The following is a 15804-nucleotide window of genomic DNA, read 5'->3' on the forward strand; positions in this document are numbered from 1 at the left end:
GCCCACGATCTGCTGAGCCTTCGGCGGGGTGGTGTCCTGCGGTCCGGCGGACGCCATCACGTCCTGGGCGCCGGAAGGCCAGTTGCCGTTGGTGACCGTCACGTTGCCGGAGACCACGTTGCCGCGGTCCCCGTTGGTGATGTTCGTGCTGCCGTTGGTCGACCAGTTGTCGGTGACGGTCCAGTTCCCCATGTTCTCGCCACCCCAGTAGTTGGCCGTCGCCCACGTACCGGTGTTCGAGAAGACATTGTTGGTGGCCTTGTAGTACTTCGAACCCTCGTCGAAGTACACCCCGAAGTATCCGTTGGTCCGCAGGCAGTGGTTCCGGCTGATCAGAGCGCCCGGGTTCCATCCGAGCGTGTAGATGCAGCCACCGTCGTTCATCTGCTGCATGACGTCGTGGATGTAGTTGCCGATGAGCCGGTTGTTGGACGCGGTGGTCGGCGTCGTGTAGCGCGGCTGGTAGTTGTACAGGCCGCGGTTGGCATAGTGGTTGCTGCCGCCCGCGTCGTTGGCGCCCCAGCCGTACCCGATCGACATGCCGGAGTACGGCATGTTGTAGACCTCGTTCCGGGCGACGGTGCTGTTGGTGACGTACGTGGTCAGGACGGAGACGACGCCCCGGTAGTCCGCCCCGAGGTCGTGGATGCGGTTGTCGCTGATCGTGATGTCCCTGTTGACCATGCGCTGGTCGCCGGGGTGGTGGGCGTCGGCGCGCACACCGCCCACGAGGATGCCGCCGGCTGAACTGCGGGCGATCTCCGACCGGGTCACCGTGATGTTGGCGGCGCCCAGGCCGACGCCGCTCGCGTGCGCGCCCGCGTCGTTGCCGATGCCGATGGCCGTCTGGCCCAGGTTGACGAACCGGGAGTCGCTGAAGGTGATGGTGTCGGCGGCGGAGACCTGCACGGCGGCCGGCATCTGCGACCAGTGCGGCCGGGCGGCCTCGAACTGCGTGCAGCCGTTGTGGCAGGAGTCGTAGCCCGGCCAGCTCCAGTTGCCGGCGAGGTAGGCGCCGGTCTGCTGGTCCACGTAGCCCTGGTTGCTGCTGGGGCCCAGCCAGCTCGTACCGGTGAAGGTGATCCCGCTGAACGTGATGTGGTGCGCGGGCTCGCTGTACGTGCCCCCGACGTTCACCAGCGACTGCAACGTGGGCAGTTCCACGTCGGCGGTGCTCATGTTCTGCCCGGCCCGGGGGATGTAGTACAAGGACCCGGCTCTGGGGTTGAGATACCACTCGCCGGGCGAGTCCAGGAACTCGTACGCGTTGGACAGGTAGAACGGACCGGCCCGGTGTGGCCGCATGAGGGTGTCGTAGCCGAAGTTGTTGTTGTTCCACGCCGGCTGCTGCATCGTGATGAAGTTCGCGCTGATGCTCTGCACCGGCGAGTACCGGTCGGTGAAGGAGTTGACGCCCTCCACCTCGATCCGGCTCTGGTCGGCCAGGTTGTTCAGATAGCTCAGCGCACCGCTCGAGAACCTCATTCCGGTGCTGGAGGCCGTGAAATCGGCCCTGTTCACCTGTGTGCGTGCCCGGGTGGCGACGGCGCCGTCGACATAGAGCTGCCGGGCGTCGAGACCGGCGGGCACGTCGGCCTTCCAGATGTTCCTGCCCGCGTCGGCCACCGACCAGCCGGTGACCGCCCGGGCACCGGTGATCACCGGACGCGCCGACGGGGCGGCCTGCCACACGACCTTGTGACCGCCTGAGCCGGAATCCTCCGCCGTCAGCCGGAAGGGCTGGGCCAGCCGGTACACACCGTCGGCCAACTGCACCACGATGTCGTCCGACATGGCGTCGTTCAGTGATCGCACCGCAGCCTGCGCGCCTGTCAGTGAGCACGGCCGCTCACTGGAACAGTCGGTGCCGGTGCCGGACGGCGAGACGTACACGGTGCGGGGGGCCGCGGACGCGGGCGCGGGGAACGCCGTCACGGCGGTCGCGGTCAGACCGACTGTGGCGGCTCCGGCCAGAAGCCGCCTTCGTATCGTGAGAGGTGTGAACATCCTGTCTCCTTTTGGCGGTTCCGGGGGTTCCCGGCCCGAAGGGGATGGCGGCGCGAGCGGCACAGCGACCCCTATGACCCGTTCGAGGGGGCGTTTTCCAGTCCGCGGAGGACGGTTCGGAGGTAGGACAGCCCGTCATGGGCGAGGGAGTCCTGCGACGGTGCGAGCGGCCGCCAGATCGAGGCCGCGGTGGCGATGGCCTCGTTCCGCGCGGTGAACGACTCGATGCACAGCGGGCCGCCGTAGCCGGTCGTGGCCAGGCCGGCGAGGAAGCGTGGCCAGTCGAAGTGGTCGGCGCCCGGGGCGCCGCGGTCGGTGCCGCTGACCTGGACGTGCTTGATGTGCGGACCAGCCGCCACGAGCGCCTCGTAGGGGTCGGCCTCCTCGATGTTCATGTGATAGGTGTCGATCATGAGACCGACGTTCGCGGGCAGGCCGTCGATCAGCTCCACCGCCTGCTCGACGGTGTTGACGACGCTCGTCTCATAGCGGTTGAGGGCCTCCACGCCGATGCTCACGCCCCGCTCCCCCGCGTGGTCGGCCACGGGCCGCAGGGCGCGCCGGACGTCCGCGTAGCAGGCCGTGCGCTCCCCCGGTGACATGCGCCAGGTCCGCCCCACCGCGGCGTACACCGGGCCGCCGACGACGGGCGCGCCGACGGCCACCGCACTGTCCACACACGTCTTCAGGTACGCCACGGTGGAGGCGACGGCCTCCGGCGGGGCGTTCACGAGGTCACGTCCGGGCGAGGTGACCGCACAGACGCCGACCGCGCGCAGGCCGTGCGCCGCCAGCAGGTCCCGGGTGCGGGCCGGGTCCCAGTCGCCGGGTCGCTCGACCGGCAGCTCGACCGCGTCGAACCCGAACGCGGCGATGCGCGGCACCAGTTCGGCCAAGGCCTCGTCGTCGACCGGCGAGGCCCAGACCCACGGGTTGACACCGATGGTGTACACCGGGCTACTTCCAGCGCCGCGGGTAACCGGGCAGGTCGGTGCAGCCGCACATCGCGTAGTGCAGCGGCGGCATGCTGGGGTCGACGTACTCGTCCAGGTTGTCCTGGGTGATGGTCGGCTGGGGCAGCTTCCACGGGTTCGGCACCCGCTCGCCGTCGAGGATCTTCAGCGCGGCGATGATCGGGGTGCGCCACTGGTAGGTCGGATAGGTCGGGGCGATCGCGGTGAGTTTCTTGTCCTGCCACAGCTTCAGGAAGTCCAGCTGGTCCTCGCCGTTGATCGGCGGCACGGGCTTGCCGGCGTCCTCGAACGCCTCGACCGCCGCGCCCGCGACCGCCCCGGCGTCCATCCAGACGCCGTCGATCGTGCCGTACCGCTGGATGTAGTCGTTGACGATCTTCTTCGTCCTGGCCGGGTCGCCGTCGGTGAACTCGACGCCGACGACGTCGACGCCCGCCTTGTCGAAGGCGACCTTCGCCGCGGACCAGCGGGTCTCCAGCACGTCGACGCCGGGCAGGATGCGCAGCGCGAGCACCTTGCCGCCCCGCTTCATCTTCCGGGTGACGAACTCCGCCGCGACATGGCCGAATCCGTAGCCGCCGATCGGGTTGATGAACGTCACCGGGCAGGTCGTGTCGACGCCGCGGTCGAAGACGATGACCGGCAGGCCCTTCTCGCAGGCGGCCTTCACGGCCGGGGTGAGCGTCGCGGTGGTGTTCGGCGAGACGATGAGCGCGTGGCAGCCCTTGCCGAGGAGGTCGTTGATGTCGGCAATCTGCTTCTGGTCCTTGCCTTCGGCGTCGACGTGGACGAACTCGGAGATCCGGCCGCGGTGGGTGGCGACCTCGGCCTGCATGGTCTTGAAGCCCACCTGGCGCCAGGGGTTGTTCAGCCCCGCGTTGGAGAAGCAGATCTTGTACGGTCCGGGTTTCTCGTACTTCGCGGTCTCCACCATCGCCGGGTCGAGCGCCTGCTCCCAGGGCTTGCCGGCCGGCCCGGTGGGCGCGGCGTCCAGGAGCGCGAGCTGCTTGTCGTATTCGGCCCGCACGAAGAACTTCGACTGCTTGCCGGTGCCCGACCCGCTGCCCGCGGAGGGCGAACCCGATGCGCCGGTGGTGGGCTCGTCGGTGGCGCAGCCGGCCAGCACCAGTAAGGCGCTCACGGCCAGCACCGTCATGGAATGCCTCACTGAATCCCCTTTATCTGGACGGCAGACGGAAGGACGCCGCGGCCACGGCGAACAGAATGATCGCGCCCTGGACAGCCGGTCTGAGGGCGCCGGAGACGCCGTAGAAGTTCATGAGCGTGAAGAGCGTCTCCAGGGTCAGGGCGCCCAGCATCGCGCCGACGACCGAACCCCGGCCCCCGCCCAGAGCGACACCGCCGAGGACGGCCGCGGTGATCGCGCCGAACTCCAGGCCGGCACCGGCCTGGAACGACACTCCGCTGTATCCGCCGATGAGGACCGCCGCGAGCGTGGCGGCGAGCCCGCTGAGGACGAACGCCATGGTCTTGGCGCGCCACACACGCACGCCGCTCAGCTCGGCGGTGCGCGGGTTGCCGCCGACGGCGACCAGGGTGCGGCCGAAGTCCGAACGCGTCAGCACCAGCGCCGCGGCGGCCGCCACCAGCAGGACGACCAGGGCGTACGGGATCCGGCCCAGCGCGGGCACGTCCTCGAACGCCGACCGGCCGAGCCGGCGGAACTCCTCGGAGAGGCCGCCCTTCGGGGCACCGTCGGACCACAGGTACACGGCACCGACGAGGATCAGGAACATCCCGAGGGTCGTGATGAACGAGGGCACCCGCAGCCGCGTGGTGACGAGGCCGTTGACGAGGCCGACGGCGATGCCGAACGCGAGCAGGAGCACGACGACGGGCCAGCCGGCCGACGGATCACCGTCGATCATCCGGGCGGCGACGACCACCTGCACGGTGACCAGGGAGCCGACGGACAGGTCCAGCTCGCCGGAAACGATCACGAAGTACTGCCCGGCGGCGAGCAGGACGACCGGCGCGGAGCGGCCGAGGAACGACATCAGCGACGGCGGCGAGAGGAAGTCCGGCTGGCGGGCGGTCAGCAGAACCAGCAGCACCGCCAGGATCACGATGATCGGTGCGAGACCGCCGGAGCGGAAGGTGAGGAGCCGCTGTGGGCGCGCGATCCGCATGCTATGACGCCTTTCGCATCGCCCGGCGGGCGTAGACGGCGACCGCCGCGATGATGATCACGCCACGGATCACCTGCTTGAAGAACACGTCGACGTCGAGCTGGTTGAAGATGGCGTCGATGCTCGCGAGCAGCAGCACGCCGCCGACGGTGCCGGCGACGCCGCCGCGTCCGCCGGCCAGGGCGGTGCCGCCGAGCACCACCGCGGCGATGGACTCCAGGTCGTAGAGTCCCTCGGTGCCCACCCTCGGTGCGCCGGCGCCGAGCCGGCCGGCGAGGTAGACCCCGGCGAGGCCGGCGCAGAGGGCGCACAGCACATGGGCGGTGACGAGGACCCGGGTGCCCCGCACGCCGGAGAGCCGGGCGACCTCCGGGTCACCGCCCACGGCGATCAGGTGGTGGCCGAACCGGGTGCGCGTCAGCACGAACCAGGCCGCGGCGGCGACGGCGAGCAGCAGCAGGAACGACAGCGGCACCGGGCCGACGCGCTGGTACCCCAGGCCCTGCACCAGGGCGGGTGCGGTCTTGCCGGCCGGGCCGTCGTATCCGTTGTCGAGGTATCCCTTCAGCAGCAGTCCGACGCCGACGGTCGCGATGAAGGGGTTGATGCGGGCTGCGGTGACGAGCAGGCCGTTGACGAGGCCGATGGTGGCGCTGACGGCGAGCGTCAGGCCGATCGCCGGCAGCAGCGCGCCGTCGTCACCGGCCATGGTCTCGGCGGCGACGAGGGTGCTCAGGCTGACCACGTACGCCACGGACAGGTCCAGCGAGCCCCCGACGACGACCAGGGTCTGGCCGACCGCGACGAGGCCCAGACCGGCGGCGACGTGCAGCAGGCTCACCGTCGTCGGCAGGCTGAACAGCCGGCCGCCGTCGAGAGTGACGACGATCCAGCCGGTCGCCAGGGTGAGGGCCAGGGCGACGAACACGCCGGGCGGGGTCCGCCGGGCCGGCAGGGGCGGCGCGGCGCTCATCCGGCCGCCTCCCCCACGGTGCCGACCGCGAGGGCGATGACATCCTCCTCCGTCGCGCCGGCGGGTAGTTCACCGGCGATCCGGCCGTCGCGCATGACGATGATCCGGTCGCTCATGCCGAGCAGTTCGGGCAGTTCGGACGAGACCATCAGCACGGCGGCGCCGTCGCGGGCCAGCCGGCGGACGAGGTCGTGGATCGCCGACTTGGCGCCCACGTCGATGCCCCGGGTCGGCTCGTCGAAGAGCAGGATCCTCGGGGCGAGCGCGAGCCACCTGGCCAGCACGACCTTCTGCTGGTTGCCCCCGGACAGGTAACGGATCTCCTGGTCCTCCCCTGCGGCGCGAAGGTCCACGGCCGCGAGCAGCTCCCGGACCCGCGCGGTCCGGGCACCGCGGCCGCCCCGGCCCGGGTGGACGGCGCGGACGGCTCGGGCGGCCAACAGCGCGTTGTCGAGCACCGACTGCTCGGCGACGATCCCCTCGCCCTTGCGGTCCTCGGAGACGTAGGCGATACCGGCCCGCATGGCGGCGCGGGGCGAGCGCAGCCGGACCGGCGCCGAGTCGACGGTCACGTGGCCGGTGCTGAACGGTGCGGCGCCGAACAGTGCGCGGGCCAGCGCCGACCGGCCGGATCCCTGAAGGCCGCCGACGCCGAGCACCTCGCCGGCGCGCAGCCGCAGGTCGATGCCGCGCAGCTTCCGGTTGCCCCCGCCGCGGACGGTCAGCCGCACCGGGCCCAGTTCCTGCGGCTTCGCCAAGCCGGGGTAGTAGCTCGACAGTTCGCGGCCGACCATGTGGCGCACCAGCTGATCGGCGCCGGTGTCCGCGGTGTCCAAGGTGGCCACCGCCCGGCCGTCCTTGAGCACGGTGATCCGGCTGGACAGGTCGAAGACCTCCTTGAGGCGGTGCGAGACGTACAGCACGCCCATGCCGTTCTCCCGCAGCCGCCGTACGAGCGCGTAGAGCTGGTCGACCTCGTGGTCGGCGAGGGCCGCGGTGGGTTCGTCCATGACGAGCAGCCGCGCGTCCAGGGCGAGCGCCTTGACGATCTCGACCACCTGTTGCTGCGCCACGCCGAGTCGTCCCACGCGGGTGTCGGGCGGTAACGAGCCCTCGCCGACGGAGGCGAGGAGCCGCGCGGTGCGGCTGAGCATCGCCCTGCGGTCGACGAGCCCGCGGCGCAGGGGCTCGCGGCCCAGGAAGACGTTCTCCGCGACGGTGCGCTCGGGGAGCAGGGTCAGCTCCTGGTAGACGGTGCCGATACCGGCCCGTTGGGCCTCACGCGGGGTGCGGAACGTCCGCGGTGCGCCGGCGAACTCGACCGTTCCCTCGTCGGGCTGGTGGACGCCGGACACCACCTTCATGAGCGTGGACTTGCCGGCGCCGTTCTCACCGACGACCGCGTGCACCTCGCCCGGCCGGACCTGGAGGTCGACGCCTTCGAGCACCCGCACGCCGAGGAACGATTTGCCGATGCCGCGCAGAGCGAGCAGCGGCGACGGCGGTGGCAGGCCAGACATCGTGGGACCCTCTACATTCGCGTCGTCAGCAGGATTGCGTCACCGATGGCTGAGGCGTTCGGGTACGGCCGCCATGGAATGACGGCTACAGCCCGCGGGCCGTCGTCGAACAGCCGCGCACTTTCGCCGGAAAGCGATGGCGACATTGCGGCCCCGAGGGTAAATGCCTCGATGAGCACCTGGCAATACCACCGGTCGACGATATGTCGACGGCGATCGATACACCGAAATCTGTTATCGAATGGGTTCGCCCACAGTCGCGCACCGAACCAGGAAGATTGATTCGCAGAATGTGTTATGGAATCGGCCCGAGGCCAGTCGCACGCCGAACCACGACCATTTTGATGCGCCGAAATGTGTTATGGAATCGGCCGCGCCCGAACCATATTGACTGTTGCGGTGGGCCGCTGCATGCTGACCGGCAGACCACGGGAGACGGTCGCATCTGGTGTGACGCCCTGTCTCTTCCGTAGGGACTTGACTGCCCGTCACGGCGGACGGGATGACGAGCTGACGGCATACGCGTGCCTCCGACGCGCTCAGGCACACTCGCGCATCGGAGGTGCGGCCGGCGCGTGCCCGTGGTCATGCCATCGTTGCTCCGCCGACATAGGAGACGGCATGCGTCGCATCATATTAATCTTCGGGGCGATCGCGGGCGTGCTCCTGTCGCTCGTCATCGCCCCACCGGCGTCAGCGGCGCCGGCCTTCCGAGCCCTGGTCTTCACGAAGACGGCCGGGTATCGGCACGATTCGATTCCCGCCGGCCTCGCGATGTTCCGGGAGCAGGCGGCGGCCAACGACTTCGAGCTGGTCCACAGCGAGGACTCGAGCGTTTTCACCCCGGCGAACCTCGCCACCTTCGACGTGCTCATCATGTTCCAGACCTCGGGCATGGTGTGGACCACGGCCGCCCAACGTCAGGCGGTGGAGGGCTACCTCGCCAGTGGCAAGGGCATCGTCGCGATCCACAACGCCACGGACATGGGCATCGAGAACGAGTACCCGTGGTGGGACCAGACCATCAACGGCGGCGCGCACATGCCGGAGCACTCCCCCGGAACGCTGGCCGGCACCGCCGTCGTCGCGGACAAGAAGCACCCGTCGACGGCCGGTCTGCCGGACCGCTGGAACCGCAGCGAGGAGTGGTACAACTTCGACCGCAACCCCCGCGGCGACGTCCATGTCCTGGTCACCGCGGACGAGCGCACGTACAACCCCGGCCCTCGCGCCATGGGGCCGGACCACCCCATCTCCTGGTGCCGCAACACGGGCGGCGGTCGCGTGTGGGCCACCGGCATGGGGCACACCAGCGCGGCCTACAGCGAGACCCACTTCCGCAACCACGTCCTCGGGGGCGTCAAGTGGGCGGCCGGCAAGGAGCCCGGTGACTGCGGTGGCACCGTGTGGGGCAACTTCGAGAAGCGCACCCTCGACGACAACACCGCGGACCCGATGGCCCTCGCGGTCGCCCCGGACGGGCGGGTGCTCTACGTCCAGCGAGCCGGGCAGCTGAAGATCTTCAAACCGACCACCAACAGGACCGTGACGGCCGGCACGCTCAGCGTCTACACGGGCGGCGAGGACGGCCTCACCGGACTGGCGCTCGACCCCGACTTCGCCAAGAACGGCTACGTGTACCTGTACCACTCCCCGGCCGGAGTCCCGAACGACATCAACCGGGTCTCCCGGTTCACGCTCACCGGCGACACCCTGAACATGTCGAGCCAGGTGACGGTCATCGACATCCCCGCGACCCGGGACCGCACGTTCGCCGAGCCCGGGCACACGGGCGGGTACATCGAGTTCGGCCCCGACAAGAACCTTTACATCGGCACCGGGGACGACGTCCCACCGAATCTCGACTCCAACTGGCAGGGCTACGCCCCGCTGGACTGGCGGCCGGGCAAGGCCAACCTCGACGCCGCCCGCACCGCCGGCAACACCAACGACCTGCGGGGCAAGCTCCTGCGCATCCGGCCGTCGGCCGACGGCGGCTACACCGTCCCGGCCGGCAACCTCTACCCGCAAGGCACGGAGAAGACCCGGCCGGAGATCTACGCGATGGGCTTCCGCAATCCGTTCCGCTTCTCGATCGACCCGGACAACGGGTGGGTCTACCTCGCGGACTACGGCCCGGACCGGAACCCGCCCGCGACCAACCGCGGACCCGAAGGGCTCGTCGAGCTCAATGTCATCAAGACCCCGGGCAACTACGGCTGGCCGTTCTGCCATGGCGACAACCAGGCCTACGCGCCCTACAACCCGGACACCCGCGTCGTCGGCGCCAAGTTCAACTGCAACGCGCCGGTCAACAACTCGCCGAACAACACCGGCCTGACCAGCCTCAAGCCGATCGTCGCGCCGAACATGTGGTACGGCTACGGCGTCTCGCCGAACTTCCCCGAACTCGGCTCCGGCGGCTCGGGGCCGATGGGCGGACCGGTCTACCGCTACGACGCCGCGAACCCGTCCGAGACGAAGTTCCCGCCCTACTACGACGGGGTCCACTTCTTCTACGAGTGGTCGCGCCACACCGTCAAGGAGGTCCACTTCGACTCCGCGACCGCCGTCACCCGGACCAACCCCTTCATGCCCGCCGCCAAGTTCCTCAAGCCGATGGACATGGAGTTCGGGCCCGACGGCTCGCTGTACCTGCTCGAATGGGGCAACAACTTCTCCGGCGGCAACAACGACTCGGGGCTCTACCGCATCGACTACAACCACGGCGGACGGTCGCCGATCGCCAAAGCCACCGGAACGCCCACCAACGGGGACGCGCCACTGAACGTGCAGTTCAGCAGCGCGGGGACCACGGACCCGGATCCCGGCAGCACGCTCGGCTTCCACTGGACGTTCGGCGACGGCACCACGTCCACGGCGGCCAACCCGTCACACACCTACACCACCAACGGCAACTACACCGCCCAGCTCAAGGTCACCGACAACACCGGCAGGACGGCCTTCGCCAACGTGCCGATCACCGTGGGCAACACGGCACCGACCGTCACCCTCACCCTTCCGTCCAACGGCGGCATGCTGGAATTCGGCGACCGCGTCCCGTACAAGGTGTCCGTCTCGGACCCCGGCGGCGCGGCCGTCGACTGCGCCAAGGTGTTCGTCAACCCCGCCCTCGGCCACGACGACCACCAGCACGAGACCACGGACCATCCGGGGTGCTCGGGCACCATCGACACGTCGCTGCTGGGCGGGCACCCCGAGGGCGCCAACCTGTACTACGTCCTGAACGCCCGCTACACCGATGACGGCGGCCCGGGCGGTGCGAACCCGCTCACCGGATACGCCCAGGTGATCCTCCAGCCCAAGCACAAGCAGGCCGAGTTCTACACGGACCAGTCGGGTGTGCAGATCGTCGAACAGGCCGGCGCGGAGAGCGGCAAGCGGGTCGGCGACATCTCCGACGGCGACTGGATCGCGTTCAAACCGATGAGCCTGTCGGGCGTCACGAGCGTGAAGTACCGCCTGTCGTCGCCGAGCGGCGGCGGATCGATCGAACTGCGCGCCGACTCCCCGACCGGCACGCTCCTGGCCACGACACCGGTGCCCAGCACCGGCGGCTGGAACAACTACCAGTCCACACCGGCGGTGAACACCGCCGATCTCGGCGGCTCGCACCAGCTCTACCTGGTGTTCAAGGGCACCTCGAACAACTGGTTCGACCTCGATTCGCTCACCTTCGGCGGCGACGGGGTCGGAGAACCGGGCAGTGGCGGCGGCGGTGGCGTGGCCGGAAGGACCTGGACGGTCGCGGCGCAGCACAGCGGCAAGTTCATGGACGTCAGCGAGGCCTCGACCGCTGACGGCGCCCAGGTCGTCCAGTGGCCGTCCACCGGCGGCAACAACCAGAAGTGGCAGGCCGTCGACGCCGGTGGCGGCGCTGTCCACCTGAAGGCGGTGCACAGCGGCAAGTGCCTCGCCGTCACGGGCGGGTCCACCGCCCAGGGCGCGTTCCTGCAACAGGCCACCTGCGACAACGGCAACGCGCAGAAGTTCCTCGTCACACCGGCCGGCACGGCGGGTGTGTACACGGTGAAGAGCGTGCCCAGTGGACTGTGCGTGGACGTCAACGGCGGCTCGACGGCCGACGGCGCACGACTCCTTCAGTGGAGCTGTCACAGCGGCACCAACCAGCAGTGGCGGTTCACCGCCGTCTAGCCCGTCCGGACGGGATGCCCGGCGCGGTCGCGCGCCGGGCATCCTCCCTACGAACAGGTGAGGAACCGCCATGGTGTTTCGGATACCTCGGCCCCGCCGGTACGGACGGTTGTCCGCGCTGGGCACCGCCCTGGCGCTTGTCGCCGTCGGCGCCACGGCGGTGGCGGCACCGATCGAACCCGGGCAGAGCGCCCCCGTCGTGGGCGTGCAGTCCGGCCGCTGCCTGACCGTCCCCGGCACCGCCAACGGCACGCAGGCCCAACTCCAGGACTGCACCGGCGCGGCCGGCCAGACCTGGACCCACACCGCCGGCAAACAGCTGACCGTCCAGGGCGGCAAATGCCTCGACGCCAGCGGACGCGGCACCACCAACGGCACCGCCGTCATCGTCTGGGACTGCAACGGCCAGAACAACCAGCAGTGGAACGTCAACCCCAACGGCACCATCACCGGCGTCCACTCCGGACTGTGCCTCGACGCCAACGCAGGCGGCACCGCCAACGGCACCAGAATCACCCTCTGGTCCTGCCACGGCGGCACCAACCAGCAGTGGAACTCGCCCGACACGCCGCCGGACCCGCCGGTGCCGGGCGGCGCGGGCACGTGCGACATCTACGCCTCGGGCGGCACCCCCTGCGTCGCCGCCCACAGCACCGTACGAGCGCTCTACGGCACCTACAACGGCAACCTCTACCAGGTCCGGCGCTCGTCCGACAGCACGACCCGGAACATCGGCGTCCTGAGCGCGGGTGGCGCCGCCGACGCGGCGACGCAGGACTCGTTCTGCGCGGGGACCACCTGTGTGATCACCGTCGTCTACGACCAGTCCGGCCGCGGGAACGACCTGTGGTACCAGGGATCGAGTGTGGTTCCCGGCTCCAGCCAGAGCCGCCCGGCGCTCGCGACCTCGGAGTCGCTGGCGGTCGGTGGCAGCAAGGCCTACTCGCTTTTCATCAACCCCGGCAACAGCTACTGGCGGGACGGCCACCTGACCGGCGTGCCGACCGGCAGCGCCCCCGAAGGCATGTACATGGTGACCAGCGGCACCCATGTCAACGGCGGCTGCTGCTTCGACTACGGCAACAGTGAGACGACCCGTGCGGCCGACGCGGCCGGGGCGATGGACGCGATCAACTTCAGCACCCAGTGCTGGTTCGGCGGATGCGCCGGCAGGGGCCCGTGGATCCAGGCCGACCTCGAATGGGGGCTCTACTCCGGTGGCAGCCAGACCTGGAACCCGAACCAGCGGGCCTTCACCAGCAAGTTCGTGACGGCGATGCTGAAGAACAACGGGACGAGCCGTTTCGCGCTCAGGGGTGGCAACGCCCAGACCGGAAGCCTGACCACGCTCTGGGACGGCGCGCTCCCGCCCGGCTACAGCCCCATGAAGAAGCAGGGCGCCATCATCCTCGGCAGCGGTGGTGACTGCTGCAAGCCCGGCGGCGGCGCGAACCTCAGCGCCGGCACCTTCTACGAGGGCGCGATGGTGTCCGGATATCCGTCCGACGCGACCGAGAGCGCGGTACACGCCAACATCGTCGCCGCCGGCTACCGCTGAGTCGCTCCATCCATGAAGGAAGGGAAAACGTGATGCGACAAGGCAAGAATCGTCACCGATGGCGCACGCCGTTCACCGTGGCCGCCGCGCTCCTGCTCGCCGCGGTCGGCATCAGCGGCATCTCGCCGACGCCCGCCACCGCCGCCGACGCCGAGGTCCGCTCCGTCGCCGCGAGCGCCGGATGCGGCAAGCCCCCCACGCTGTCGAGCGGTCCGCGCTCGATTCAGAGCAGCGGCAGGACGCGGAACTACATCCTGCGGGTGCCGGCCGACTACGACAACAACCGTCCGTACCGCCTGGTCTTCGGGTTCCACTGGAACGGCGGCACCGCGGGCGACGTCGACTCGGGCGGAACCAGCGGATACTCCTGGTCGTACTACGGCCTGCGGGCACTGGCGAACAACAGCACGATCTTCGTCGCGCCCCAGGGCCTCGGGAATGGCTGGGCCAACTCGGGCGGCGAGGATCTGACCTTCGTGGACGACATGCTCAGGCAGATCGAGGCGGGCCTGTGCGTCGACACCAACCAGCGCTTCGCCGGGGGTTTCAGCTACGGGGGCGGCATGAGTTTCGCCCTCGCGTGCGCCCGGCCGACCGTGTTCCGCGCGGTCGCCGTCTACGCGGGCGGGCAGTTGAGCGGGTGCAACGGCGGCACCCAGCCGGTCGCGTACATCGGACTGCACGGCTTGCGGGACCCGGTGCTCCCGATCGCCACAGGCCGTTCGCTGCGTGACAGGTTCGTGCGGAACAACGGCTGCACTCCCCAGAACCCGCCGGAGCCGGCACGGGGCAGCCTCACACACGTCGTCACGACGTACTCGGGGTGCCGCGCCGGCTACCCCGTGGCATGGGCCGCGTTCGACGCGGGTCATACACCCGGTCCTGTCGACGGATCGGCCGGCGACTACGAACCGGGTGAGAGGTCGTGGACCCGGGCGGTGGTGTGGAACTTCTTCACGCAGTTCGACGACACAACGCCCACCCCGCCGACCCCGACCACCTTCCGGCTGCGCAACGTGGGTTCGGGCCGGTGCCTGGATGTCAACGGCGCGAACGCCGCCAACGGCACACCGATGATCATCTGGGACTGCCACAGCAACGCCAACCAGCAGTTCACCCAGAACGGTGCGGCGTTGCAGGTGCTGGGCAAGTGCGTGCACGTCCCGGCCGACGCCGCCGCCGGCACGCGGGTACAGATCCAGGACTGCGGCGGTGGCACCAACCAGCAGTGGGTCTTCAGCGGCAACGGCACGATCCGCAACGTTCAGACCGGGTTGTGCCTGGACGTCAACGGCGCAAGCACCGCGGGCGGCTCCGCGGTCATCGTGTGGAGCTGCCACGACGGCGCCAACCAGCGCTGGACGCGGGCATAGCCGCACGAGTGAAGGCGGCACGTGACCTCACGTGCCGCCTTCACTTGCTCCGTGGCGAGCCTGGGCACACCACTCCATCACCGTGGTCTCACCGATTACCGAGGAACCCAGAGATGAGAAGGATCTTCATGGCGGTCGCCGCGGTGCTCGCCATCGCTGCGGCGTCGCTCGTCCGGCCGGCGGTCGCGGCTCCGGCAGCCGCGGCCACGCTCGTCGAGGTCACCGGCTTTGGCGCCAACCCGACGAACCTGCGCATGCACCTGTACGTGCCGGACCGCCTGGCGGCGCGGCCGGCCGTCGTGGTCGCCTCTCACTACTGCGGGGGAAGCGGCCCGGCCTTCCACGCCGGAAGGCCGTACGCCTCGCTGGCGGACCGGTACGGCTACATCGTGATCTACCCGTCGGTGACGCGCAGCAGTAAGTGCTGGGACGTCGCGTCGCCACAGGCGCTGCGGCGCGACGGAGGCAGTGACCCGGTCGGGATCATGTCCATGGTCGACTACGTGAAGCAGCGGTACCCCGTGGATCCCTCAAGGATCTTCGCCGTCGGTGAGTCGTCCGGGGCGATGATGACCAACGTCCTGCTCGGCCTCTATCCGGACGTGATTGCCGCCGGTGCCTCGATCGCCGGCGTGCCGTTCGCCTGCTTCGCCACGGCCAACGGCTCGGAGTGGAACACCGACTGCGCCCAGGGGCGGATCACGAAGACCCCGCAGCAGTGGGGTGACCTGGTGCGGGGCGCCTACCCGGGGTACACCGGGGCGCGCCCCCGGATGCAGATCTGGCACGGCACCGACGACGACGTCCTGCGGTACCCCAACTTCGGCGAGCAGGTCAAGCAGTGGACGAACGTGCACGGCCTCAGCCAGACGCCCGTGTTCACCGACTCGCCGAAGGCCGGGTACACCCGCACCCGCTACGGCGCCACGGGCGGCGCCGCGCCGGTCGAGGCGATCAGCCTGCAAGGCCGGGGGCACGGTCTGCCGGACGAGACCGCGGAGATCATCCGCTTCTTCGGCCTTGACACGACGCCGCCCACCACCCCGCCGCCGACGGCTCAGCAGATCGTGGGT

The 15804-nt window shown here is 69.8% G+C and carries 10 protein-coding genes; 4 read left to right on the plus strand and 6 right to left on the minus strand.

Annotated features, from left to right (window positions below):
- The 6 genes from AB0I06_RS33960 to AB0I06_RS33985 all read right to left on the minus strand — a co-directional run.
- The coding region (locus AB0I06_RS33960; RefSeq protein WP_363122719.1) for a right-handed parallel beta-helix repeat-containing protein at positions 1 to 2007 on the minus strand (2007 nt) is incomplete at its 3' end.
- Between the two features lie 71 nt (positions 2008 to 2078).
- Positions 2079 to 2960 carry a sugar phosphate isomerase/epimerase family protein gene (locus AB0I06_RS33965; protein WP_363122720.1) on the minus strand — a complete coding sequence of 294 codons (882 nt, stop codon included), beginning with the start codon at positions 2958 to 2960 and terminating at the stop codon, positions 2079 to 2081.
- Positions 2961 to 2964: 4 nt separating this feature from the next.
- The gene (locus AB0I06_RS33970; protein WP_363122721.1) at positions 2965 to 4137 is read right to left on the minus strand and encodes a substrate-binding domain-containing protein; all 1173 of its coding nucleotides are present in this window, start codon (positions 4135 to 4137) and stop codon (positions 2965 to 2967) included.
- A 22-nt stretch (positions 4138 to 4159) separates the two neighbouring features.
- Complete coding sequence (locus tag AB0I06_RS33975) at positions 4160 to 5131, minus strand: ABC transporter permease (RefSeq protein ID WP_363122722.1); 972 nt, start codon at positions 5129 to 5131, stop codon at positions 4160 to 4162.
- 1 nt (position 5132) lies between these two features.
- Positions 5133 to 6104 carry an ABC transporter permease gene (locus AB0I06_RS33980; protein WP_363122723.1) on the minus strand — a complete coding sequence of 324 codons (972 nt, stop codon included), beginning with the start codon at positions 6102 to 6104 and terminating at the stop codon, positions 5133 to 5135.
- The gene (locus AB0I06_RS33985) at positions 6101 to 7624 is read right to left on the minus strand and encodes a sugar ABC transporter ATP-binding protein (RefSeq protein ID WP_363122724.1); all 1524 of its coding nucleotides are present in this window, start codon (positions 7622 to 7624) and stop codon (positions 6101 to 6103) included. Before AB0I06_RS33985 ends, AB0I06_RS33980 begins: the two co-directional genes overlap by 4 nt.
- A gap of 621 nt (positions 7625 to 8245) precedes the next feature.
- On the opposite strand from AB0I06_RS33985, the gene AB0I06_RS33990 reads away from it, so the two are divergent.
- From AB0I06_RS33990 to AB0I06_RS34005, 4 genes are all read left to right on the plus strand, one after another.
- Complete coding sequence (locus AB0I06_RS33990; protein WP_363122725.1) at positions 8246 to 11800, plus strand: ThuA domain-containing protein; 3555 nt, start codon at positions 8246 to 8248, stop codon at positions 11798 to 11800.
- Between the two features lie 70 nt (positions 11801 to 11870).
- Positions 11871 to 13358: an arabinofuranosidase catalytic domain-containing protein gene (locus tag AB0I06_RS33995; RefSeq protein ID WP_363122726.1), complete on the plus strand. Its 1488-nt coding sequence runs from the start codon at positions 11871 to 11873 to the stop codon at positions 13356 to 13358.
- A 32-nt stretch (positions 13359 to 13390) separates the two neighbouring features.
- The gene (locus tag AB0I06_RS34000; RefSeq protein WP_363122727.1) at positions 13391 to 14731 is read left to right on the plus strand and encodes a ricin-type beta-trefoil lectin domain protein; all 1341 of its coding nucleotides are present in this window, start codon (positions 13391 to 13393) and stop codon (positions 14729 to 14731) included.
- Between the two features lie 113 nt (positions 14732 to 14844).
- On the plus strand, positions 14845 to 15804 hold a 960-nt coding region (locus tag AB0I06_RS34005), incomplete at its 3' end, for a PHB depolymerase family esterase (RefSeq protein ID WP_363122728.1).

The sequence above is a fragment of the Streptomyces sp. NPDC050674 genome, assembly GCF_040654575.1.
Classification (GTDB): domain Bacteria; phylum Actinomycetota; class Actinomycetes; order Streptomycetales; family Streptomycetaceae; genus Streptomyces.

Bases quoted from the DNA above. Each gene is read 5' to 3' on its own strand.
- AB0I06_RS33970 (WP_363122721.1), bottom strand. From the start codon at position 4,137: ATGACGGTGCTGGCCGTGAGCGCCTTACTGGTGCTGGCCGGCTGCGCC.
- AB0I06_RS33995 (WP_363122726.1), top strand. From the start codon at position 11,871: ATGGTGTTTCGGATACCTCGGCCCCGCCGGTACGGACGGTTGTCCGCG.
- AB0I06_RS33980 (WP_363122723.1), bottom strand. From the start codon at position 6,104: ATGAGCGCCGCGCCGCCCCTGCCGGCCCGGCGGACCCCGCCCGGCGTG.
- AB0I06_RS33975 (WP_363122722.1), bottom strand. From the start codon at position 5,131: ATGCGGATCGCGCGCCCACAGCGGCTCCTCACCTTCCGCTCCGGCGGT.
- AB0I06_RS34000 (WP_363122727.1), top strand. From the start codon at position 13,391: ATGCGACAAGGCAAGAATCGTCACCGATGGCGCACGCCGTTCACCGTG.
- AB0I06_RS33990 (WP_363122725.1), top strand. From the start codon at position 8,246: ATGCGTCGCATCATATTAATCTTCGGGGCGATCGCGGGCGTGCTCCTG.
- AB0I06_RS33985 (WP_363122724.1), bottom strand. From the start codon at position 7,624: ATGTCTGGCCTGCCACCGCCGTCGCCGCTGCTCGCTCTGCGCGGCATC.